At 71.8% G+C, this 19718-nt stretch carries 18 protein-coding genes; 8 read left to right on the top strand and 10 right to left on the bottom strand.

Going from position 1 to position 19718, the window contains the following annotated elements; translation table 11 throughout:
* Positions 1 to 45: 45 nt before the first annotated feature.
* On the bottom strand, positions 46 to 2259 hold the full coding sequence (locus tag ACFCY7_RS22950; RefSeq protein WP_376487827.1) for a transglycosylase domain-containing protein: 2214 nt from the start codon (positions 2257 to 2259) through the stop codon (positions 46 to 48).
* Positions 2260 to 2536: 277 nt separating this feature from the next.
* On the opposite strand from ACFCY7_RS22950, the gene ACFCY7_RS22945 reads away from it, so the two are divergent.
* From ACFCY7_RS22945 to ACFCY7_RS22935, 3 genes are read left to right on the top strand one after another with little or no spacing between them, the layout of a single operon-like run.
* Positions 2537 to 3061, top strand: a complete 525-nt coding sequence (locus tag ACFCY7_RS22945) for a PadR family transcriptional regulator (RefSeq protein WP_376487826.1) — start codon at positions 2537 to 2539, stop codon at positions 3059 to 3061.
* Positions 3058 to 3741: an ABC transporter ATP-binding protein gene (locus ACFCY7_RS22940; RefSeq protein ID WP_376487824.1), complete on the top strand. Its 684-nt coding sequence runs from the start codon at positions 3058 to 3060 to the stop codon at positions 3739 to 3741. Before ACFCY7_RS22945 ends, ACFCY7_RS22940 begins: the two co-directional genes overlap by 4 nt.
* A complete protein-coding gene (locus tag ACFCY7_RS22935; protein WP_376487823.1) occupies positions 3738 to 6110 on the top strand; it encodes an FtsX-like permease family protein in 2373 nt (790 codons plus the stop codon). Before ACFCY7_RS22940 ends, ACFCY7_RS22935 begins: the two co-directional genes overlap by 4 nt.
* Positions 6111 to 6162: 52 nt before the next feature.
* Here ACFCY7_RS22935 and ACFCY7_RS22930 read toward each other — a convergent pair whose 3' ends face one another.
* A complete protein-coding gene (locus tag ACFCY7_RS22930; RefSeq protein WP_376487822.1) occupies positions 6163 to 7137 on the bottom strand; it encodes a hydrogen peroxide-inducible genes activator in 975 nt (324 codons plus the stop codon).
* A gap of 135 nt (positions 7138 to 7272) precedes the next feature.
* Between ACFCY7_RS22930 and ACFCY7_RS22925 the strand changes: the two genes are divergently transcribed.
* The gene (locus ACFCY7_RS22925; protein WP_017239861.1) at positions 7273 to 7827 is read left to right on the top strand and encodes a peroxiredoxin; all 555 of its coding nucleotides are present in this window, start codon (positions 7273 to 7275) and stop codon (positions 7825 to 7827) included.
* A 16-nt stretch (positions 7828 to 7843) separates the two neighbouring features.
* Positions 7844 to 8377 (top strand): alkyl hydroperoxide reductase, encoded by a 534-nt coding sequence (locus ACFCY7_RS22920; RefSeq protein WP_017239860.1) that lies wholly within the window; start codon positions 7844 to 7846, stop codon positions 8375 to 8377.
* A gap of 61 nt (positions 8378 to 8438) precedes the next feature.
* Here the strand turns inward: ACFCY7_RS22920 and ACFCY7_RS22915 are convergent, their stop codons facing one another.
* The 5 genes from ACFCY7_RS22915 to ACFCY7_RS22895 all read right to left on the bottom strand — a co-directional run bounded on the left by ACFCY7_RS22915 (position 8439) and on the right by ACFCY7_RS22895 (position 14197).
* Complete coding sequence (locus ACFCY7_RS22915) at positions 8439 to 9110, bottom strand: hypothetical protein (protein WP_376487820.1); 672 nt, start codon at positions 9108 to 9110, stop codon at positions 8439 to 8441.
* On the bottom strand, positions 9107 to 10576 hold the full coding sequence (locus ACFCY7_RS22910; protein ID WP_376487818.1) for an AI-2E family transporter: 1470 nt from the start codon (positions 10574 to 10576) through the stop codon (positions 9107 to 9109). The genes ACFCY7_RS22915 and ACFCY7_RS22910 overlap by 4 nt, the downstream gene beginning before the upstream one ends.
* 155 nt (positions 10577 to 10731) lie before the next feature.
* On the bottom strand, positions 10732 to 11433 hold the full coding sequence (locus ACFCY7_RS22905) for a transglycosylase SLT domain-containing protein (protein WP_376487816.1): 702 nt from the start codon (positions 11431 to 11433) through the stop codon (positions 10732 to 10734).
* A gap of 378 nt (positions 11434 to 11811) precedes the next feature.
* Positions 11812 to 13137 carry a PhoH family protein gene (locus ACFCY7_RS22900; RefSeq protein ID WP_376487814.1) on the bottom strand — a complete coding sequence of 442 codons (1326 nt, stop codon included), beginning with the start codon at positions 13135 to 13137 and terminating at the stop codon, positions 11812 to 11814.
* A 298-nt stretch (positions 13138 to 13435) separates the two neighbouring features.
* On the bottom strand, positions 13436 to 14197 hold the full coding sequence (locus ACFCY7_RS22895; RefSeq protein WP_367821361.1) for an isoprenyl transferase: 762 nt from the start codon (positions 14195 to 14197) through the stop codon (positions 13436 to 13438).
* A gap of 127 nt (positions 14198 to 14324) precedes the next feature.
* Between ACFCY7_RS22895 and mgrA the strand changes: the two genes are divergently transcribed.
* Positions 14325 to 15362 (top strand): L-glyceraldehyde 3-phosphate reductase, encoded by a 1038-nt coding sequence (mgrA, locus tag ACFCY7_RS22890; protein ID WP_376487812.1) that lies wholly within the window; start codon positions 14325 to 14327, stop codon positions 15360 to 15362.
* Between the two features lie 306 nt (positions 15363 to 15668).
* Here mgrA and ACFCY7_RS22885 read toward each other — a convergent pair whose 3' ends face one another.
* Positions 15669 to 16409 carry a prepilin peptidase gene (locus ACFCY7_RS22885; RefSeq protein WP_376487811.1) on the bottom strand — a complete coding sequence of 247 codons (741 nt, stop codon included), beginning with the start codon at positions 16407 to 16409 and terminating at the stop codon, positions 15669 to 15671.
* A gap of 40 nt (positions 16410 to 16449) precedes the next feature.
* Here ACFCY7_RS22885 and ACFCY7_RS22880 point away from each other — a divergent pair, with 40 nt between their 5' ends.
* Positions 16450 to 16809 (top strand): DUF192 domain-containing protein, encoded by a 360-nt coding sequence (locus ACFCY7_RS22880; RefSeq protein WP_376487810.1) that lies wholly within the window; start codon positions 16450 to 16452, stop codon positions 16807 to 16809.
* A 196-nt stretch (positions 16810 to 17005) separates the two neighbouring features.
* Here ACFCY7_RS22880 and ACFCY7_RS22875 read toward each other — a convergent pair whose 3' ends face one another.
* Both ACFCY7_RS22875 and ACFCY7_RS22870 read right to left on the bottom strand, forming a co-directional pair.
* Positions 17006 to 18109, bottom strand: a complete 1104-nt coding sequence (locus tag ACFCY7_RS22875) for a hypothetical protein (RefSeq protein ID WP_376487808.1) — start codon at positions 18107 to 18109, stop codon at positions 17006 to 17008.
* Positions 18110 to 18262: 153 nt separating this feature from the next.
* Positions 18263 to 18673 (bottom strand): hypothetical protein, encoded by a 411-nt coding sequence (locus ACFCY7_RS22870; protein WP_376487806.1) that lies wholly within the window; start codon positions 18671 to 18673, stop codon positions 18263 to 18265.
* A 122-nt stretch (positions 18674 to 18795) separates the two neighbouring features.
* Here ACFCY7_RS22870 and ACFCY7_RS22865 point away from each other — a divergent pair, with 122 nt between their 5' ends.
* On the top strand, positions 18796 to 19716 hold the full coding sequence (locus tag ACFCY7_RS22865) for a hypothetical protein (RefSeq protein WP_376487805.1): 921 nt from the start codon (positions 18796 to 18798) through the stop codon (positions 19714 to 19716).
* Positions 19717 to 19718: the final 2 nt, after the last annotated feature.

The following is a 19718-nucleotide window of genomic DNA, read 5'->3' as shown; positions in this document are numbered from 1 at the left end:
GGCCGGACCCCCGAGGGGGTCCGGCCTTCGTCGTACGGCGGTGGGCTACTGGGCCGGGCGCTGGGCGTTCCTGCCGGGTCCCGCGGGGTCGATGCCGGCGTCCGGCGGCTCGATCGACGGCGGCGGGGACGGCTCCTCGGTCGTCGGCTGCTGGGTGGGCTGCGTCGGCGCGGTGGTGGGCGGCCGGGTGGGCTCGGTCGGCGGGGCCGTCGTGGTCGGCGGGGCCGTCGGGTCCGGGGACTCGGTGGTCGGCTCGTCGGTAGGCTCGTCCTCCGGCGCCTCGGTGGTGTCGGTGGGGTCGGGCAGCGTGCCGTCCGAGTCGGAGCCGTCGGTCTCCAGGTCGAAGGAGGCGTCCGAACCGCCGTTGAGGGCGCGCTCGGTGTAGTCGCCCCAGATCAGGGCGGGCGTGCGGCCGCCGTTGGCGCGGCCCGGGTTGATGGTGTCGGTGAGGGTGACCTGGTTGCCCTTGGCGTCCTCGCCGAAGAGGCCGACGGCGGTGACGAGTTCGGGGGTGTAGCCGACGAACCACGCGGACCGGTTGTTCTCGGAGGTGCCGGTCTTGCCGGCGGCCTCGTAGTCGCCGGCGGCGCGGGTGCCGGAGCCGCTCCGGACGACGCCCGTCATGGCCTTGGTGGCGGTGTCGGCGGCCTCGCGGGTGATGACCTGGTCGCCGATCCCCTTCACCGCGTCGACCGTGCGGTCCCGGTGGGTGGCCGCCTTCACCAGGGTCGGGGTGACCTTCCTGCCGTGGTTGTCGAGCGTGGCGTAGACGCCGGCCATGTCCATGGTCGAGGCGCCCATGGTGCCGAGGGAGATGGCGGGGCTCTCGGGGAAGTCCGTGCCGTCCTTCATGCCGAGGGCGAGGGCCGTCCGTTTGGCCTTGGCCGGGGAGACGTCGACGATCATCTGGGCGTAGACCGAGTTGATCGAGCTGTTGGTGGCCTTCTGGACGGTGACGGGGCCGTAGTCGTCGTCGTCCTCGTTCTCCGGGGCGAAGGGGATGTCGCTGCCGACGACCGGGCGGCGGCTGTTGCCGTCGTAGACCGTGCCGAGGCCGATCTGCCGTCCGTCCTGGGTGACCGAGTGGTTGTCGATGGCGGAGGCGAGGACGAGCGGCTTGAAGGTGGAGGCGGGCTGGTAGTCGCGGCGGGTCGCGTTGGACATCCAGTGCTCGGTGGCGCCGACGCCGCCGTACATCGCGACGACCGCGCCGGTCTTGGGGTCGACGGAGGTGGCGCCGGCCTGGACGGTGGCCTGCTTCTTGTCGCCCTTGCGGTCGAGCTTGGACTCCAGCTGCTTGTCGACGGCCTTGACGAGGTCCTTCTGCTTCTTCTCGTCGATGTTGAGGGTGATCGTCCAGCCGCCGGCCTTGATGTCCTCCTCGCTGACGCCCTGGCGCATCAGCTCCTGGTTGGCGGCCTCGACGATGTAGCCGGTCTGGCCCTCCATGCCGGGGGCGGGCTTGGGCTTCTGCGGCACGGGGAACTTCATCCCGGCGCGCTCGGCGGCGGGGAGCCAGCCCTCGCCGACCATGTTGTCGAGGACGTAGTTCCAGCGCTCCTCGACGAGCTTGCGGCCGGTGGGGCTCGCGGAGTTCCAGTCGTACTGGTTGGGCGCCTGGAGCAGCGAGGCGAGGTAGGCGCCCTGGGCGGTGGTGAGCTGGGTGGCGTCGACGCCGTAGTACGAGCGGGCGGCGGCCTGGATGCCGTAGGCGCTGCGTCCGTAGTAGCTCGTGTTCATGTAGCCGGCGAGGATGTCGCTCTTGCTCATCTCGTCGTCGACCTTGATGGCGATGACCATTTCCTTGAGCTTGCGGGTCGCCGTCTGGTCCTGGCTCAGGAAGTAGTTCTTGACGTACTGCTGGGTGATCGTCGAGCCGCCCTGCTTGCCCTTGCCGGTGAGGGTGGACCAGGCGGCGCGGGTGGTGCCCTTGATGTCGACGCCGTTGTCCCGGTAGAAGGACTTGTTCTCGGCGGCGACGAACGCCTTCTGGACCTTCTCGGGGATCTTCTCCAGGCCGACGATCTCGCGGTTGATCTCGCCGGTGCGGGCGAGGATCTTGCCGTTGGAGTACTTGTAGATGTTGCTCTGCATCGTCGCCTCGGCGTTGGCCGAGGGCACGGGGACCAAGAGGTAGACGACGTACAGGGCGCCCATGGCGAGCAGGCAGCACACGAAGAAGGTGCCCAGGAGCTTCTTCCAGGAGAAGAAGCGCCGTATGCCGCGCTTCCTCGCCTTGCTCTTGTCGGGTCGGCCCATGGGTCCTGTCGCTCCGCTCGTCGTGTGTCTCGGCGCCTCGGCGCTCTGGTCGTCCACGCCGGATCAGCTCAGCAAGCTAACACCGACGAGGCGGACAAAGGACAACCGATCACGTCTTTTCATGACGTGACAATCAGCACCTGTCCCCAGGGGAACCGACGCTCGTACGAGCGGGATGGTTGCCCTTTCTGTCCACAACAAAAGCGGAGGAACTGCCTCCGGAGGACCGTCGCCCAGCTATACATCGTGCGTATACACCCCGTGTACAGTGATGCCCATGTCCATCGGTCACACCCTCCTGGGACTCCTGGAGTCCGGCCCGCGCCACGGCTACGACCTCAAGCGCGCCTTCGACGAGAAGTTCGGCCACGACCGGCCGCTCCACTACGGCCAGGTCTACTCGACCATGTCCAGGCTCCTGAAGAACGGCCTCGTCGTCGTCGACGGCATCGAGGCCGGCGGCGGCCCCGAGCGGAAGCGGTACGCGATCACCGACGCCGGCATCACCGACGTCGCCCAGTGGCTCGCCACCCCCGAGAAGCCGGAGCCGTACCTCCAGTCGACGCTCTACACCAAGGTCGTCCTGGCCCTCCTCACCGGCCGCGGGGCCGCGGAGCTCCTCGACACCCAGCGGGCCGAGCACCTGCGCCTGATGCGCGAGCTCACCCGCCGCAAGAAGGACGGCGACCTCGCCGACCAGCTGATCTGCGACCACGCCCTCTTCCACCTGGAAGCGGACCTGCGCTGGCTGGAACTGACCGCCGCCCGCCTCGACCGGCTCGCCGAGGAGATCCGCCGATGACCGCCCTCCCCCTGCTCCGCGCCACCGGCCTCGCCAAGGCCTACGGACCGACCCCCGCGCTCGCGGGCGCCGACTTCTCCCTGCGGGCCGGCGAGGTCGTCGCCGTCATGGGCCCCTCGGGATCCGGCAAGTCCACGCTCCTGCACTGCCTGGCCGGCATCGTGCGCCCCGACGCGGGCACCATCACCTACGACGGGCGCGAGCTCACCGCCCTCACCGACACCGCGCGCAGCTCCCTGCGCCGCACCGACTTCGGGTTCGTCTTCCAGTTCGGCCAGCTCGTCCCCGAGCTGACCTGCGTCGAGAACGTCGCCCTCCCGCTCCGCCTCAACGGGGAGAAGCGCAAGGCCGCCGAGGCCAGGGCCGCCGAATGGCTGGCCCGCCTGGAGGTCGACGACACCGCCGCCAAGCGCCCCGGCGAGATATCCGGCGGCCAGGGCCAGCGCGTCGCCGTCGCCCGCGCGCTCGTCAGCGCCCCGCGGGTGATCTTCGCCGACGAACCGACCGGCGCCCTCGACTCCCTCAACGGCGAGCGGGTCATGCGGCTGCTCACCGACGCCTCGCGGGACACCGGCGCCGCCGTCGTCCTCGTCACCCACGAGGCCCGGGTCGCCGCCTACTCCGACCGCGAGATCGTCGTACGGGACGGATCCGTCCGGGACGCGGAGTGGGCGGCATGACGCTCCGCACCTGGGCCCGCGACCTGGCGCTCGGCGCGCGGTTCGCGGTCACCGGCGGCCGCTCCGGCCTGCTCCGCACCCTGCTGACCGCGACCGGCGTCGGCTTCGGCGTGGCCCTCCTGCTGCTCGCCGCCTCCTTCCCGAACATGCTCTTCCAGCGCGAGGTGCGCGAGTCGGTCCGCGCCGTCGACGGCAGCGAACAGGTCACCTCGCCCCGGGCCGACTCCTTCCTCCACCTCACGCGGAACACCGCCTACCGGGACGACGTCGTCAGCGGCCTGCTGCTGCGCCCCGAGGGCGACGCGCCCCCGGCCCCGCCGGGCGCCGCCGCGCTCCCCGGGCTCGGCGAGATGCTGGTCTCCCCCGCCCTCCGCGACCTGCTCGACTCCCCCGAGGGCGCCCTCCTCAAGGAACGGCTCCCCTACGAGGTGGCCGGGACGATCGGGCAGGACGGGCTCATCGGACCGGCCGAGCTCCGGTACGTCGCCCACGTCGACTTCCTCGACGCCGACAACTTCGACGGACGCGGCACCCGCTACGGCTGGTCGGTGCCCGAGGAACCGATGAACGCGTTCCTCATCCTCCTCGTCGTCGTCGCCTGCGTCGTCCTGCTCCTCCCGGTGCTCGTCTTCATCGCGACCGCCGTCCGCTTCGGCGGCGAGCAGCGCGACCGGCGCCTCGCCGCGCTCCGGCTCGTCGGCGCCGACACCGCCATGACCCGGCGGATCGCGGCCGGCGAATCCCTCGCGGGCGCGCTGCTCGGCCTCCTGGTGGGCGTCGGACTGTTCGCGGTGGCACGGCAGTTCGCCGGGGCCTTCACGATCTGGGACGTCAACGCCTACCCCTCCGACGTGGTGCCGATGACCGCGCTCGCCGTACTCGCCCTCGGCGCCGTCCCGGTCGCCTCGGTCGTGGTCACCCTCTTCGCGCTGCGCGGGGTGGCGATCGAGCCGCTCGGGGTCGTCAGGACCTCGCTGCCGCGCCGGCGCCGGCTCTGGTGGCGGCTGCTGATCCTCGCGGCGGGCCTCGGCCTGCTCGTCCCGGTCATCGGCGACATCCAGGTGTCCGAGACCAGCATCGACACCGTCGGCGTCGCGGCCGGCACCACCCTCGCCCTGATCGGCCTCACCACGCTCCTGCCGTGGCTCGTCGAGTCCGTGGTGAAGCGGCTCCGCTCCGGGCCGGTGGCCTGGCAGCTCGCCGTCCGCAGGCTCCAGTTGAGCAGCGGCACCGCGGCCCGCGCGGTCAGCGGCATCGTCGTCGCGGCGACCGGGGCCATCGCACTCCAGATGCTCTTCCAGGCGATGGAGACCGACTTCACGCGCGCCACGGGCGACGACTCGTCCCGCGCCCAGATCCTGTTCGGCGCCGACGCGGCGGACGCCGCCGCGGCCCGCGGGATGATCGACCGCTTCGAGCGGACCGACGGAGTCGCCGGCGTCATCGGCGTCGTCGAGTCGCGCGTGTGGCGGCCGGGCCCGCCGGCGAACGGCGAGGAGTTCGCCCCCTCCGTCTCGCTCAGGGTCGGCGACTGCGCCTCGCTCAGGGAGTTCGCCACGCTGCCCTCCTGCACGGACGGCGACGTCTTCGTGTTCCTCGCCCACGGCGCGCAGGGCAACCCGCCCGACTCCTTCGTCACGAAGACCGCGCGGCCGGGCGCCACGGTCGCCCTGCGCGACCCGCAACCGCACCCGAGCTCCCCGAAGCCCCCGGCGGGCACCCCGATGCCGCAGTGGCGCATCCCCGCCACCGCCAAGGTCGTGGACTCCCGCACGGACCCGACGGGCATGTTCCAGTTCGGCGTCCTCGCCACCCCGAAGGCGATCGACGCCGCCCGGCTGGACGAGCCCGACGCGCAGGTGATGGTCCGGCTCGACCCGACGGTCCCCGACGCCGCCGAGTACGTGTGGAACACGGCGGCGGCCATCGACCCGACGGCCTGGGTGCGCACCCTGAAGGACACCGAGCGGGACGCGGCGTTCTCCAGCGTCCGCACCGGCATCCTCGTCGGCTCCACCCTCACGATGCTGCTGGTGGCGGCCTCGCTCCTGGTCACGACCCTGGAGCAGCTGAGGGACCGCAAGCGGCTGCTGTCCTCGCTGGTCGCGTTCGGCACCCGGCGCTCCACCCTCGCCTGGTCGGTGCTGTGGCAGACGGCGGTGCCGATCGCCGTCGGCCTCGCCCTCGCGGTGGCGGGCGGGCTCGGCCTCGGGGTCGTCCTCCTGAAGACGGGCGGGCAGCGCGTCCAGGACTGGTGGGTCTTCCTGCCCGTCACCGGGATCGGCCTCGGGCTGATCGCGGCCGTGACGCTGCTGAGCATGCCGGTGCTGTGGCGGCTGATGCGGGCGGACGGCCTGCGCACGGAGTGACCCTCCGGGCGGATGTACGAGGAGGGGCGGCGGTTCCTGATGCCGGGGGGTCTCAGGAACCGCCGCCCGCCACCCGTACGGGCAACCCCCTCATGTCCTCCCTGAGCGCCTCCGCCAGCTCCTCGAACTCGGCGTGCCGGGCCGCGCCCGTCCGCATGGCGAGGGCGACCCGCCGGGTGGGCGCCGGTTCGGCGAAGCGACCGGTCCACAGGGCGGTGTTGCGGGCGGTCTCGACCGTGACGGCGGTGCGCGGCAGCAGGGTCACGCCGAGTCCGCCGGCCACCAGCTGGACGAGGGTGGAGAGCCCGGCGGCGGTGGTGGTGACCTCGGCGCCGTCCGTGCGTCCGGCCTCCCGGCAGATGTCGAGGGCCTGGTCGCGCAGGCAGTGGCCCTCGTCGAGCAGGAGCAGCCTGAGCTCCTTGAGGGCCTCGCGCGGGATGTCGTCCCGCCCCGCCAGCGGGTGCCCCTCCGGGGTGACCAGCACGAAGTCCTCGTCGAAGAGGGGGAGCTCGGTGACGCCCGGCACGCCGAGGGGCACCGCGAGCAGCAGCAGGTCGAGCCGTCCGGCCGCGAGGCCCTCCAGGAGGGTGGCGGTCTGCTCCTCGTGGACCTGGAGGTCGAGCTCCGGGTAGCGGCGGTGGACGAGCCGCAGGACCGTCGGCAGGAGGTACGGCGCCACGGTGGGGATCACCCCGAGCCGCAGCACCCCGGTGAACGGGGCCTGGGCCGCCTCGGCCTCCTCCATGAGCTCCGCCACCGCGTCGAGGACGGCCCGCGCGCGCACCGCGAGCCGCTCCCCCGCGGGCGAGAGCAGCACCTTTCTCGTCGTACGCTCCAGGAGCTGGACACCGAGTGCCTCTTCGAGAGCCGAAACCGCGCCCGAGAGGGCGGGCTGGCTCATGCCGATGGCCGCCGCCGCGTCGCGGAAGTGCAGATGCTCGGCCACCGCCGCGAACGCTCTGAGCTGGGAAAGGCTGGGCTGCTTGCCGCGGTACGGGCTGTGCGGGGGGCTGTACGGGGACGCCACTGATAACCACCTTCGATCAACACGAACCAGTCTAGCTATTTCACTGATCAATGCACTCCGTGCCATGCTGTCGGAATCGTCCAACCCCCACGGAAGACCCCAAAAGGGACCCTTCCCGCCTTGCAAGGAGAGCGCGTGCTCACTGTCGGTGACAAGTTCCCCACCTACGACCTGACCGCCTGCGTGTCGCTGGAGAGCGGCAAGGAGTTCGAGCAGATCGACCACAAGGCCTACGAGGGCAAGTGGCGCGTGGTGTTCTTCTGGCCGAAGGACTTCACCTTCGTCTGCCCCACCGAGATCGCCGCCTTCGGCAAGCTGAACGACGAGTTCGCCGACCGCGACGCCCAGATCCTCGGCGTCTCCGGCGACTCCGAGTTCGTCCACCACGCCTGGCGCAAGGACCACGCCGACCTGCGTGACCTGCCCTTCCCGATGCTGGCCGACTCCAAGCACGAGCTCATGAGCGACTGCGGCGTCCAGGGCGCGGACGGCTTCGCCCAGCGTGCCGTCTTCATCGTGGACCCGAACAACGAGATCCAGTTCGTCATGGTGACCGCCGGCTCCGTCGGCCGTAACCCCAAGGAGGTCCTGCGGGTCCTCGACGCGCTGCAGACCGACGAGCTCTGCCCGTGCAACTGGAACAAGGGCGAGAACACCCTCGACGCCGCCGCGCTCCTCTCCGGCGAGTAAGGGCGAGTGATCTGAGATGGCTCTCGACGAACTGAAGTCCGCCATACCGGACTTCGCCAAGGACCTGAAGCTGAACCTGGGCTCGGTCATCGGCAACAGCGACCTCCCGCAGCAGCAGCTGTGGGGCACCGTCCTCGCCTGCGCGATCGCCTCGCGCTCGCCGAAGGTCCTCAAGGAGCTGGAGCCCGAGGCCCAGGCCAACCTGAAGCCCGAGGCGTACCAGGCCGCCAAGTCCGCCGCCGCGATCATGGCGATGAACAACGTCTTCTACCGGACCCGGCACCTGCTGTCGGACCCCGAGTACGGGACGCTGCGCGCCGGTCTGCGGATGAACGTCATCGGCAACCCGGGCGTCGAGAAGGTCGACTTCGAGCTGTGGTCGCTGGCCGTCTCCGCGATCAACGGCTGCGGCCAGTGCCTGGACTCGCACGAGCAGGTCCTGCGCCAGGCCGGCGTCGACCGCGCCACCATCCAGGAGGCCGTCAAGATCGCCGCGGTGATCCAGGCGGTCGGCGTCACCCTCGACGCCGAAGCGGTGCTCGCCGAGTAGCGCGACACCGTACGAGCGGTACGACGAAGGGCCCCGGGGTTTCCACCCCGGGGCCCTTCCGTCACTTCTTGAGCGCCTTCATGAGCGCCAGCGCGTCCTGGATCATCGGCACGTCGATCCCGGAGAGGTCCACCGGCGGCACCTCGACGACCTTCCCGTCCACCTCCATGCCGGACTGGGTGTAGACCTGGAACTCGATCTCGGCCTGGCCGTCGAGGATCCGGAGCCGGCCGCCGGCCCCGCCCTCGTCGTCGAAGAAGGCCTGCTCGCCGACTCCGTCGACGCTCTGGAGGATGCCGAACTGCCGCGCCCGCGCCTCGAACTCCGGCCCGGGGTCGATCACCTTGTGCAGGGTGTACGTGATCGAGAGGCTCGCCCCGGTGTCCGGCGTGCCGAAGGTGATGTGGCACGAGGACTCGCTGACCGCCGCCTCGTCCATGAAGGGACCGACGCCGTCCTGGCTCCGCTTGCCGAGGGCGCCGCTGAGGGCCTTGATCTCCGCGATCTCGCAGAGCTTCTCCGCCGGCTCGTACCCGCCGAAATCCGGCCCCGGGTCCTTCTGCTGCCCGTACGCGTAGAGTCCGCCGCCCCACACCGCCGACGCCACCACCGCGCCACCGAGCGCCCACACCCAGGGCCGGCGGGGGCGGGGCGGTCCCGGCGGCGGGGTCTCGGTCAGCACCTCGGGCTCGTCGAACTCCACCGACCCCGTGAACTCGGGCTCCGATATCACTTGCCGTCCCCCTTGGCGGCGAGCATGCCCGGCGCCGGCGTCGGCGCCACCTCGAAGGCGGTCGCCCCGCGCGGCTCCGGCGTGCTGCGCAGCGCCTGTTCGGTGCTGTACGCGCGGAGGTAGCCGACGACCGTGTTGGCGACGGCGACCAGCGGGACGGCGACGACCGCGCCGCCGATGCCGGCGGTCAGACCGCCGGCCGCGACCGCGAGGACGACGGCGAGCGGGTGGACCCGCACGGCGCGGCCCAGGATGAAGGGCTGCAGGACGTGGCCCTCGATCTGCTGGACGGCGAGGACGACCACGAGCACCATCAGGGCGGTGAAGAGCCCGTTGGTGACGAGGGCGACGACGACCGCGAGGGCTCCGGAGATGACGGCGCCGACCAGCGGGATGAACGCGAAGAGGAAGATGAAGACGGCGAGCGGCACCGCCATCGGCACTTCGAGGAACCAGAGGCCGAGGCCGATGAAGACGGCGTCGATGAGGGCGACGATGACCGTGCCCCGCACATAGGCGGTGAGGGTGCGCCAGGCGCGCGGGCCGGCGCCGGCGACGCCCGGCCGGGCCTGGGCGGGGACCAGCTTGAGCGTCCACTCCCACACCTTCTTCCCGTCGTAGAGCAGGAAGAGCGTCGAGAACATGGCGAGCAGGATGCCGGTCATCGTCTCGACGACGACGGTGACGCCCTGGAGGCCGACCTGGGTGATCTGCTCGGCGTTGGCGCCGACGGAGTCGCTGAGGTTCTTCGCGATGCCGTTGATCTGCTGCTCGGTGACGTGGAAGGGGCTGTTGAGGAGTCCGCGCTTGAGCTCTTCGATGCCGTTCTTGACCTGGTCGGACAGGTTGTCGATGTTGTCCATGACCTGCCAGACCACGAACCAGCCGACCAGGCCCATCACGACGAAGCCGGAGACGGCCGTGACGGCGGTGGCGAGCCCGCGCGGCAGGCCCTTCCTGCGCAGCATGGCCACGGTGGGCTGGAGCAGGGCGGTGACGAGCAGCGCGGCGACGAAGGCGAGGACGACCAGTTGCACGGAGCTGATCACCTTCATCAGCACCCAGACGGTGCCGGCGAAGACGAGCAGCCGCCAGCTCGCCTCGGCCGCCACGCGCATGCCCCAGGGGATCGCGGCGACGGGATCGGGGCGGGCGGCCACGGCCGGTGCGTACGAGGGGGGCGCGGGCACGGAGCGGCCCGCCTCCGCGGCTCCTCCCGCCGCGGTGTCCACGGCGTCCGGGAGCGGCAGGGCGGTGTCCGGGTCGGCCTCCGGGCCGGACCGCACGGCGGCGGCCGCGCCGCCCGGGACCGCGGCCAGGGTCTCGCGGGGGGTCTCCAGGACGTCCTCGTACGGCGGGCCGAGCGGATCCTCGCGTTCGGCCTCGGCCCTGCGCTCGTCGAGGCGTTCACCCATGCGGCTCAGGCTCGCGCCCAGCCGGCCCAGCCACCCTGGCACTCTCGACATCTCTTTCCTCTTCCCCCGCCGGCTCTTCCCCGTAGTCACTTCCCCGCTCGCCCCCGCTGGTTCCCCCCGCGGGGGCACGGGGCTTCGAAACCTACACGGAAGAAGCCCCCCACCGTAGGACGGTGAGGGGCTCCCCGAGGTTGAGCCAGCCGGTACTAGTACCAGCGGTTGGCCTGCCAGAACGACCAGGCGCCGCACGGGCTGCCGTAGCGGCTGTCCATGTAGTTGAGGCCCCACTTGATCTGGGTGGCCGGGTTGGTCTGCCAGTCGGCGCCGGCGGACTGCATCTTGTAGCCCGGCAGGGCCTGCACGAGGCCGTAGGCGCCCGAAGACGCGTTGGTCGCGCGGTAGTTCCAGCCGGACTCGTGGTCCACGATGTTGCTGAAGCACTGGAACTGCGAGGCCGGGATCATCTGGCGGGCGATCGCCTTGACCTCGGCGATGGTGTACGAGCCCTGCGCGGAGAAGGTCGAGGCGTCGCGGACGGAGTCGCGGCTGGCGCGCTCGGCGGCGTCCTTGCGCTCCTGCTCGGCCTTGGCGGCCTTGTCGGCCGCCTCCTTCTTCGCCTCGGCGTCCTTGGCGGCGCGGACGCGAGCCGCTTCCTCCGCGGACTTCTTCGCGATCGAGTCCGCGGCGGCGGCCTGGACGTCGGCCTGCTCCGACAGGGACGAGACCTGTACCTGGGCCTGCTCGCCCGCGGGAATGTCCGCGAGCAGCGTGGCATCGGCAGCTGCGGCCTCGAAGTTGTCGTCCGAGGGCTGAACGGCGTTGCCCGAGGCGACGCCCACGACGGCGCCGACGGTGGTGACCGCAGTGGCCGAAGCCACCGCGAATCCCCGGACCGAGATCCGGCTCACACGGTTTCCTTCCAGCACGCCCGCACAGGTGACCACGCGGGCGAAATCGTGCCCCTGGCGCTGGTCTCCGACGTACGGGGTCACAGAAGACACGGGCCCGTGGTGCTGTGGGCGGCATACGGCGGACGGCTGTTGAGTTGTGCGGTGCTGTGCGCACCCCTGAGGGTGCACGTGTGCCGTATGCGGGGCCTGACGGAAGCAAGACTTTGCCGGACGCCGACACCGCAAGGCAATTCCGTGTTGCGTGTGAAAGCTCACACCTCGGCAGGGGCACGAGTTTTCGGAGTTACGGGCGACAGCGCGGCGCCGCCCGGCTAAGCTCCTGCGCTTTGCCGGGCGGCGCCAACTGCCGTACACGTACAGAGGCGTACGAATCGGTCAGATCTGACCGTCCTCCAGCATCTCCGTCACGAGCGCGGCGATCTGGGAGCGCTCGGAACGGGTGAGGGTGACGTGGGCGAAGAGCGGATGCCCCTTCAGTTTCTCGACCACGGCGACGACTCCGTCGTACCGGCCGACCCGGAGGTTGTCCCGCTGGGCGACGTCATGGGTCAGGACGACCCGCGAATTCGCCCCGATTCGGGACAGAACGGTCAACAGGACGTTCCGCTCCAGGGACTGGGCCTCGTCCACGATGACGAACGCGTCGTGGAGGGAGCGGCCCCGGATGTGGGTGAGCGGCAGGACCTCCAGCATCCCGCGCCCGAGCACCTCCTCGATGACCTCGCGGCTCGCGACCGAGGACAGCGTGTCGAACACCGCCTGGGCCCACGGGCTCATCTTCTCGGACTCGCTGCCCGGCAGGTACCCGAGCTCCTGGCCGCCGACCGCGTACAGCGGACGGAAGACCATCACCTTCTGGTGCTGCCGGCGCTCCAGGACCGCCTCCAGGCCCGCGCAGAGGGCCAGGGCGGACTTGCCGGTGCCGGCCCGGCCGCCCATGGAGATGATGCCGACGTCCGGGTCGAGGAGCAGATCGAGCGCGATCCGCTGCTCGGCGCTGCGGCCGTGCAGCCCGAAGGCCTCCCGGTCGCCCCTGACCAGCCGTACGTTCCCGTCGGCGGTGACCCGGCCGAGCGCCTTGCCGCGCTCCGACTGGAGCACCAGGCCCGTGTGGACCGGGAGCTCGGCGGCCTCGGGGACGTACAGCGTGTTCTGCTCGAAGAGCAGGTCGACCTGCTCGCCGGAGAGCGCGAGCTCGGACATCCCGGTCCAGCCGTTGGTGTCCGTGATGGCGAGCTCGGCGCGGTACTCCTCGGCGAGGAGGCCCACCGAGGACGCCTTGATGCGCAGCGGCAGGTCCTTGGAGACGACCGTGACGTCGTACCCCTCGGCCTGGAGGTTCCGCGCGACCGCGAGGATCCGTGAGTCGTTGTCCCCCAACCTGTAGCCGGCGGGCAGCACGCCGGGGTCGGAATGGTTGAGTTCGACACGCAGGGTGCCGCCCAGCTCCCCGACGGGGAGGGGGGCGTCGAGGCGTCCGTACCGGACCCGGAAGTCGTCGAGCAGGCGCAGGGCCTGCCGGGCGAAGTAGCCGAGTTCGGGATGGTGCCGCTTGGCCTCCAGCTCCGTCACCACGACGATCGGGAGCACGACCTCGTGCTCCTCGAACCGCGAGACGGCGTTGGGGTCGGCCAGCAGGACGCTGGTGTCGAGAACATAGGTGCGCCGGTCGGAAAGGCGGCGCTTCGTGCTGGTCACCACGGAAGGACAGACCCCCTCGGAAGACCCCTGTGAGGTCGGGGTGCGACGGAACCGGTGTCGCTGCGGAATGGGACCGGGCTCAGGCCGCCATGCGCGGGCCGAACCACGGCCCTCCGCTTCTCCCGTACGTGTCCCGCACGGTCGTCCTGGTGCAAGGGGCCTCCCGGGTGGCGGTCTCCGTGCCGCTCACTTCACCAGGGATATGCCCTCGAACAGGCACAGCCATGCCAGGGCATATGACGACGTGTTCGTGAACACGAGATGATCGGTTCCGACCGGGAATGTCCCCCCGAGGAGGTCAGGTTCCGTAGCGCCGGTGCCGGGCCGCGTAGTCGCGCAGCGCCCGGAGGAAGTCGACCTTGCGGAAGGCCGGCCAGTGGACCTCACAGAAGTAGTACTCCGAGTGCGCGCTCTGCCACAGCATGAATCCGGACAGACGCTGCTCGCCGCTCGTCCTGATCACCAGGTCCGGATCGGGCTGGCCCCGCGTGTACAGGTGCTCCGAGATGTGCTCGACGTCGACGATCTCGGCGAGCTCCTCGAAGCTCGTCCCCCGCTCCGCGTGCTCCAGCAGCAGCGAGCGGACCGCGTCCGCGATCTCCTGCCGGCCGCCGTAGCCCACGGCCACGTTGACGAGTATCCCCGTGTTGGCGTGGGTGGCCTGCTCGGCCTCCTTCAGCACCGACTGGGTCCGCGCGGGCAGCAGGTCCATCGTGCCGACGTGGTTGACCCGCCAGCGGCCGTCGGCGGCCAGCGACCGCACGGCGTTCTCGATGATGCCGAGCAGCGGGACGAGCTGCTCCTCGGGCCGGTTCAGGTTGTCCGTCGAGAGCATCCAGAGCGTCACGACCTCGACGTCCGTCTCGGCACACCAGCCGAGCAGCTCCTGGATCTTGTCCGCGCCCGCCTTGTGCCCCTGCTCGGGGGTCCCGCCCGACGCCTTGGCCCAGCGCCGGTTCCCGTCGAGGATGACCCCGATGTGCTTGGGCACCTGGGCGTGGTCGAGGCGGCCTTCCACCCGGCGTGCGTAGAGCCCGTACACCAGGTCGCGCAGGTTCACTGTTCTTTACCCCTCCATGCACCGGCGGTCCGCCAGGCAGCGGCGGTCCGCAAGCGGCCACACTACTGCGGACGGGCGACAGGCTCCCAGCCCGGGACTGTCACAAGTCCGTGATAAGCAGAGATACGTGACTGAATCCCCCCTGTACCGCGCCTCCGCGGACCGCTACGAAACCATGGAGTACCGCCGCTCGGGCCGCAGCGGCCTCAAGCTCCCGGCCGTCTCGCTCGGCCTCTGGCACAACTTCGGCGACGACAAGGCCCTCGACACCCAGCGCGCGATCCTGCGCCGCGCCTTCGACCTCGGCGTCACCCACTTCGACCTCGCGAACAACTACGGGCCGCCGCCCGGCTCCGCCGAGCTCAACTTCGGCAAGCTCTTCGCCCAGGACTTCGCGCCCTACCGCGACGAACTGATCATCTCGACCAAGGCCGGCTACGAGATGCACCCCGGCCCGTACGGCGAGTGGGGCTCCCGCAAGTACCTGCTGTCCTCGCTCGACGCCTCCCTGAACCGGATGGGCCTCGACTACGTCGACATCTTCTACTCGCACCGCTTCGACCCGCACACCCCGCTGGAGGAGACGATGGGGGCCCTCGCCTCCGCCGTCCAGCAGGGCAAGGCGCTGTACGTCGGCGTCTCCTCGTACAACAGCGAGCAGACCGCCGAGGCCGCCCGGATCCTCCAGGACATGGGCGTCCGGCCGCTCATCCACCAGCCGTCGTACTCGATGATCAACCGCTGGACCGAGGACGACGGCCTCCTCGACACCCTGGAGGCGGCCGGCATGGGCTGCATCTCCTTCGTGCCGCTCGCCCAGGGCCTGCTCACCAACAAGTACCTGAAGGGCATCCCGGAGGGCTCGCGGGCCACCCAGGGCAAGTCCCTCGACCCGAACCTCCTCTCCGACGAGGTGCTGCGGCGCCTCCACGGCCTCGCGGACATCGCGGAGCGGCGCGGGCAGTCCCTGGCGCAGCTGGCGCTCTCGTGGGTGCTGCGCGACGAGCGGATGACCTCGGCGCTGATCGGCGCGTCCAGCGTCGCCCAGCTGGAGGAGAACGTGGCCGCGGTCGCCGCCCCCGCGCTGACCGCCGAGGAGCTCAAGGAGATCGACTCGTTCGCGGTCGACACCGCCGGCACGAACATCTGGGCCGGCCGGGGCTGACGCTCCCGAAGGGACCCGGGGTGCCTCCCCCGGGACCCGGGAAAAGAAAAACGGGCCGGTCCGTGGGGGGGATACGGACCGGCCCGAGGGGGGGTTTCCACCATAACCCTTCGCTAGTCGTCTTGCGCGCCACGTGCGGCCGACGAACCGTCGCGAATTCGCCAGATCCCAAGCGGGACAAGGGCTCCAGGGCCCCGTGGCGGGTTTGCGCCCCGGCGTGGCGGCGGACTTCCGTCCCTCCCACGGGGGAACGACCGGAGGACGCGCCGCGTTGACGCGGCGCAGCCGGGCGGACACGGGGCGAGATCAGGGCAGGGCCGTGAAACCGCCGAGCAGCAGCCCGAGGAGCGCGCCCGCCAGCATGAACGGGCCGAACGGGATCGCCGCGGAGCGCCCGGCCCGCCGCAGGACGACCAGACCGAGGCCGTACACCGCGCCGAGCAGGAAGCCCGCGAAGGCCCCGCTGAAGAGGACCCCCCAGCCGTACCAGCCGAGCGCGGCCCCCAGCGGCACCGCCAGTTTCACGTCACCGAAGCCGAGCCCGCTCGGATTGATCAGGAACAGCACCAGATAGGCCCCGCCGAGCACCGCCGCGCCGAGCACCGCGTGCACCCAGGACCCGGCCTCGTACGGCAGGAGCTCGGCCCCGCCGAGCAGCAGCGGGACCGCGGCGGCCAGCGGCAGCGTCACCCCGTCCGGCAGCCGGTGCACCCGCGCGTCCACACACGCCAGCAGGACGCCGAAGGGCGCTCCCAGCAGCCACACCACCAGCTCCGGCCGCGGCTGCCCGCCCGCCGCCGCGGCGAGCGCGGCACACACCGCCGCGGTCAGCAGCGGCGCGACCGACGGCCCCGCGGTCGTCGCGCACTCCCGCCGCCCCGGCCCGCCGAGCCACCCCCGGGCCGGCCCGACCAGCGGATGCCCGGCAGGGCACCGGTCCCGCCACGGCTCCTCCGGCTCCACGGCCAGCCGGTACGCCGCCCGCGGCACGAACAGCCCGGCCACGGCACCCCACACGGCGGCGACGATGATCATCGTGACGTCCACGGACCCGACCCTAGAGCCCGGTACCGCTACGGTCTGGCGCATGAAGAAATGGGTGGACGGAACAGGAACGCTGACGGCTCCGCACGCGCTCGCCGTACCCCTGGAGATCGCCGCCTCCTACCGGGCCCGGCGCCGCGGCCTCCTCGGCCGCGACGGCGTCCCGGGAGCCCTGCTCATCGTCCGGACGAACAGCGTGCACACCTTCGGCATGCGGTTCCCGATCGACGTCGCCCACCTCGACCGCTCCTTCACCGTCCTCTCCGTCGTCACCATGCCCCCCGGCCGCCTCGGCATGATCCGCCCCCGCGGCCGGCACGTCCTGGAGGCGGAGGCGGGCGCCATGGCCGGATGGGGCCTGCGACGCGGCGTACGCGTGCGCGTGGAGACGGCCGACGGGTAGCCGCGAGCCGGGACCGCCCGGGGTCGGGCGTCACGGCGGGCGGCGTACGCGTGCGCGTGGAGACGCCCGGCAGGCGGCGGGTACCGCGAGCCGGACCGGCCGGGGGTCCGGCGTCACAGCGGCCGACGTACACATGCGCGTGGAGACGCCCGGCAGGCGGCGGGTACCGCGAGCCGGACCGGCCGGGGGTCCGGCGTCACGGCGGGCCCGAGCCCAGCAGCGTGAAGGCCCCGTACACGGCGGAGGCGACCGCCAGCCCGCCGAGGACGGGCACGGCGGTGCGGGTCCGTACGCGCGCGAGTGCCGCCGCCGGCGGCAGGAGCAGCCCGAAGGCGGGCATCATCAGACGCGGCCGGGAGCCGAAGTACGCGGCTCCGACCAGGGAGACGAACACGACGCCGATCGTGTACACGAGCAGCGGCAGCGGCTGCCCCTGCCGCACGCACAGCACGACCAGCCAGCCGAGGAGCGCCAGCGCCGCGCACAGCCCCAGGGCCGCGGCCCACGGCAGGCCCACGATGAACCGGGCCAGCGCGACGCCCCCGTCGATCGAGTTCCCCCACGCGGCCTGCACACCGAAGTACGCCGTCGCGCTCCCCTCCCGCACCCCGACGTACACGACGTACCCGAGCCACCCCAGCGGGGCGATCACCACCCCCGCCGCCAGCCGCGCGGACACCCTCCGCTCCCGCACCACCGTCACCACCGCCGTGATCCCGACGGCCGCGACCAACGCCGCCGCCGTCGGCCGGGTCAGCCCGGCCGCCGCGCACAGCACACCCGCCAGGACCCACCTCCCCCGCAGCACCGCGTACAGCGACCAGGCGGCCAGCGCCGTGAACAGCGTCTCCGTGTACGCCATCGACTGCACGAACGCCGTCGGATACACCCCCCACAGCACCGCGAGCAGCACCCCCACCCGCTCGCCGCCGAACTCGGCCCCGCACCGGTAGATCCCCCACGCGGCCGCGATCCCCGCACTCCACGACACGACGAGCCCCGCCGTCCCCGCGTCCACCGCGAGCACCGCCGACAGCCCCCGCTCCAACGCCGGCAACAGCGGAAAGAACGCCAGATCCTTGTGCACGTCCCCGTTCGGCAACGTCACCTCGTACCCGTACCCGTGCTCGGCGATCCGCACGTACCAGACCGAGTCCCACCGCCCCTTGAGCCGGTGCAGCCCGTCCTTGCCCGTCGCAGCGGCGACGATCGCGAGCACCACGAGCCCGATCGACCGGGTCGCGACGTAACCGCCGAGGGCGGCGGCGAGCGGGGTACGGGGGAGAACGGGCCTGGGCATGGGGCCGATTATCCCGGGGCGGCTGGGGCGGCTGGGGCTGGCGGGGTGCCTTGGACCGGCAGCCCCTGGGGCTGGCGGGGCGGCCCGTACGGCTGATGCTGCCGGTGTGCCCGGTGCTACCGGTGTGCCCGGTGCTGCCGGCGGGGGGCAGCCTCAGCCGAGAGGCCTTATGCGCCCGAACTTGGCGGCCATGACCGGTCCGAGCTGCTCGACGATGGCGTGCCCCGGCTCCTGCGGCGAGGGCAGGTCGCCGAGGAAGGAGGTGATGATGACCTCGTCGATGCCGACGACGCCCCGACAGCTCTGCTCCTCCAGGAAGTCGAGCGTGCGGCGCCAGTCGGCCGCCGTCGGCGCCTCGCCGAGGAAGGAGCGGACGGTGTCCTGCACCACGTCCCAGAAGAAGACATGCGGCAACACACCCCCCTGATGGAAGACATGGGTCTCGTACACACCCCGGAACTCGGGGATCCGGGTGACGAGGTCACTGACCAACTGCACACTCGGAGTCGCGCCCGGCGTCCCGCCCGGCCTCGCGCTCGGCGTCTCGCTCGGAGTCGTCGTCATCTGTCCAGAATGCTCCTGCGCGGCGGGTACGTCCCGCCACTTTTGCGCTTTCCTGACGACGCCTTTCGACGGGTTTTCCACAGGGGGTGCGAAGTGTCCCCCTTCCGTGGATCGTTGCGCGTATGTACGAGTTGGCGATCCTCGCCAGAGGCGGGATCCTCCTGACGGCCCGGGCGGTCGCGGCGGGCTGGCCCCCGGGCCGGCTGGCCGGCCGCCTGCGCCGGGACGGCTGGCAGCGGATCCACCGCGGCGCGTGGGCCGCCCCCGGCAAGGACGTCGACTGGCGCGTCAGAGCGACCGCCCTCCAACTCCTCCGCCCGGAACTCGTCTGCAGCCACGGAACGGCCGCACACCTCCACCGCATCGAACGCCTCGACGCGTCCGGCCCGCCCAAACTCCTCGACTTCACGGCCCCGCCCCCGACCCGCCCCGCACGCCACCCGCGCCTGCGGGTCCACACCACCACCCACCTCGCCGACCACGACCGCACGACCCGCCGCGGCCTCCGCACGACCACCCCGGCCCGAACCGTCGGCGACCTCATACGGGGCGCCCGCAGCCGCGAGGAAGCCGTCGTCGCCGCCGACTCCGCCCTCGCCCACCGCGCCGTCGACGGCATCCACCGCGACCCCCTCGTCCGCTACGAGGACCTCGCCGCCGAACTCGCCGCCCCACGCCCCGGCGCCACCCGCGCCCGCGCCTGGCTCCCCTGGGCCGAACCCTCCTCCGGCTCCCCCGCCGAAACCGTCGCCCGCCTCCACATGCGCGACGCCGGCCTCCTCCCCGAATCCCAGCCCACCCTCCACACCCCCGACGGCCGCCCCCTCCGCCCCGACTTCCTCTTCCGCGCCACCGGCCTCGCCGTCGAGATCGAGGGCTACGCCTACCACGGCACCCGCCGCGCCCACGAACGCGACGTCTCCCGCTTCAACGCCCTTCAGACCTGCTCCGGCATCCGCCGCGTCCTCCGCTTCACCGCCACCGAGGTCTTCACCCACCCCGCCCGCATGACGGCCACGATCCTGTCCGCCCTGAAACTCTGACC

Origin of the sequence: Streptomyces sp. NPDC056361 (assembly GCF_042262805.1) — a bacterium.
Classification (GTDB): Bacteria; Actinomycetota; Actinomycetes; order Streptomycetales; family Streptomycetaceae; genus Streptomyces.
Note: the sequence above shows the minus strand (reverse complement) of the source record. Positions and strands in the feature narration are given on the sequence as shown.

What these genes read in the sequence shown, in the direction of transcription:
- ACFCY7_RS22950 (WP_376487827.1), bottom strand. Translation starts at nt 2,259, where the DNA reads ATGGGCCGACCCGACAAGAGCAAGGCGAGGAAGCGCGGCATACGGCGC.
- ACFCY7_RS22945 (WP_376487826.1), top strand. Translation starts at nt 2,537, where the DNA reads ATGTCCATCGGTCACACCCTCCTGGGACTCCTGGAGTCCGGCCCGCGC.
- ACFCY7_RS22940 (WP_376487824.1), top strand. Translation starts at nt 3,058, where the DNA reads ATGACCGCCCTCCCCCTGCTCCGCGCCACCGGCCTCGCCAAGGCCTAC.
- ACFCY7_RS22935 (WP_376487823.1), top strand. Translation starts at nt 3,738, where the DNA reads ATGACGCTCCGCACCTGGGCCCGCGACCTGGCGCTCGGCGCGCGGTTC.
- ACFCY7_RS22920 (WP_017239860.1), top strand. Translation starts at nt 7,844, where the DNA reads ATGGCTCTCGACGAACTGAAGTCCGCCATACCGGACTTCGCCAAGGAC.
- ACFCY7_RS22910 (WP_376487818.1), bottom strand. Translation starts at nt 10,576, where the DNA reads ATGTCGAGAGTGCCAGGGTGGCTGGGCCGGCTGGGCGCGAGCCTGAGC.
- ACFCY7_RS22880 (WP_376487810.1), top strand. Translation starts at nt 16,450, where the DNA reads ATGAAGAAATGGGTGGACGGAACAGGAACGCTGACGGCTCCGCACGCG.
- ACFCY7_RS22875 (WP_376487808.1), bottom strand. Translation starts at nt 18,109, where the DNA reads ATGCCCAGGCCCGTTCTCCCCCGTACCCCGCTCGCCGCCGCCCTCGGC.
- ACFCY7_RS22870 (WP_376487806.1), bottom strand. Translation starts at nt 18,673, where the DNA reads ATGACGACGACTCCGAGCGAGACGCCGAGCGCGAGGCCGGGCGGGACG.
- ACFCY7_RS22865 (WP_376487805.1), top strand. Translation starts at nt 18,796, where the DNA reads ATGTACGAGTTGGCGATCCTCGCCAGAGGCGGGATCCTCCTGACGGCC.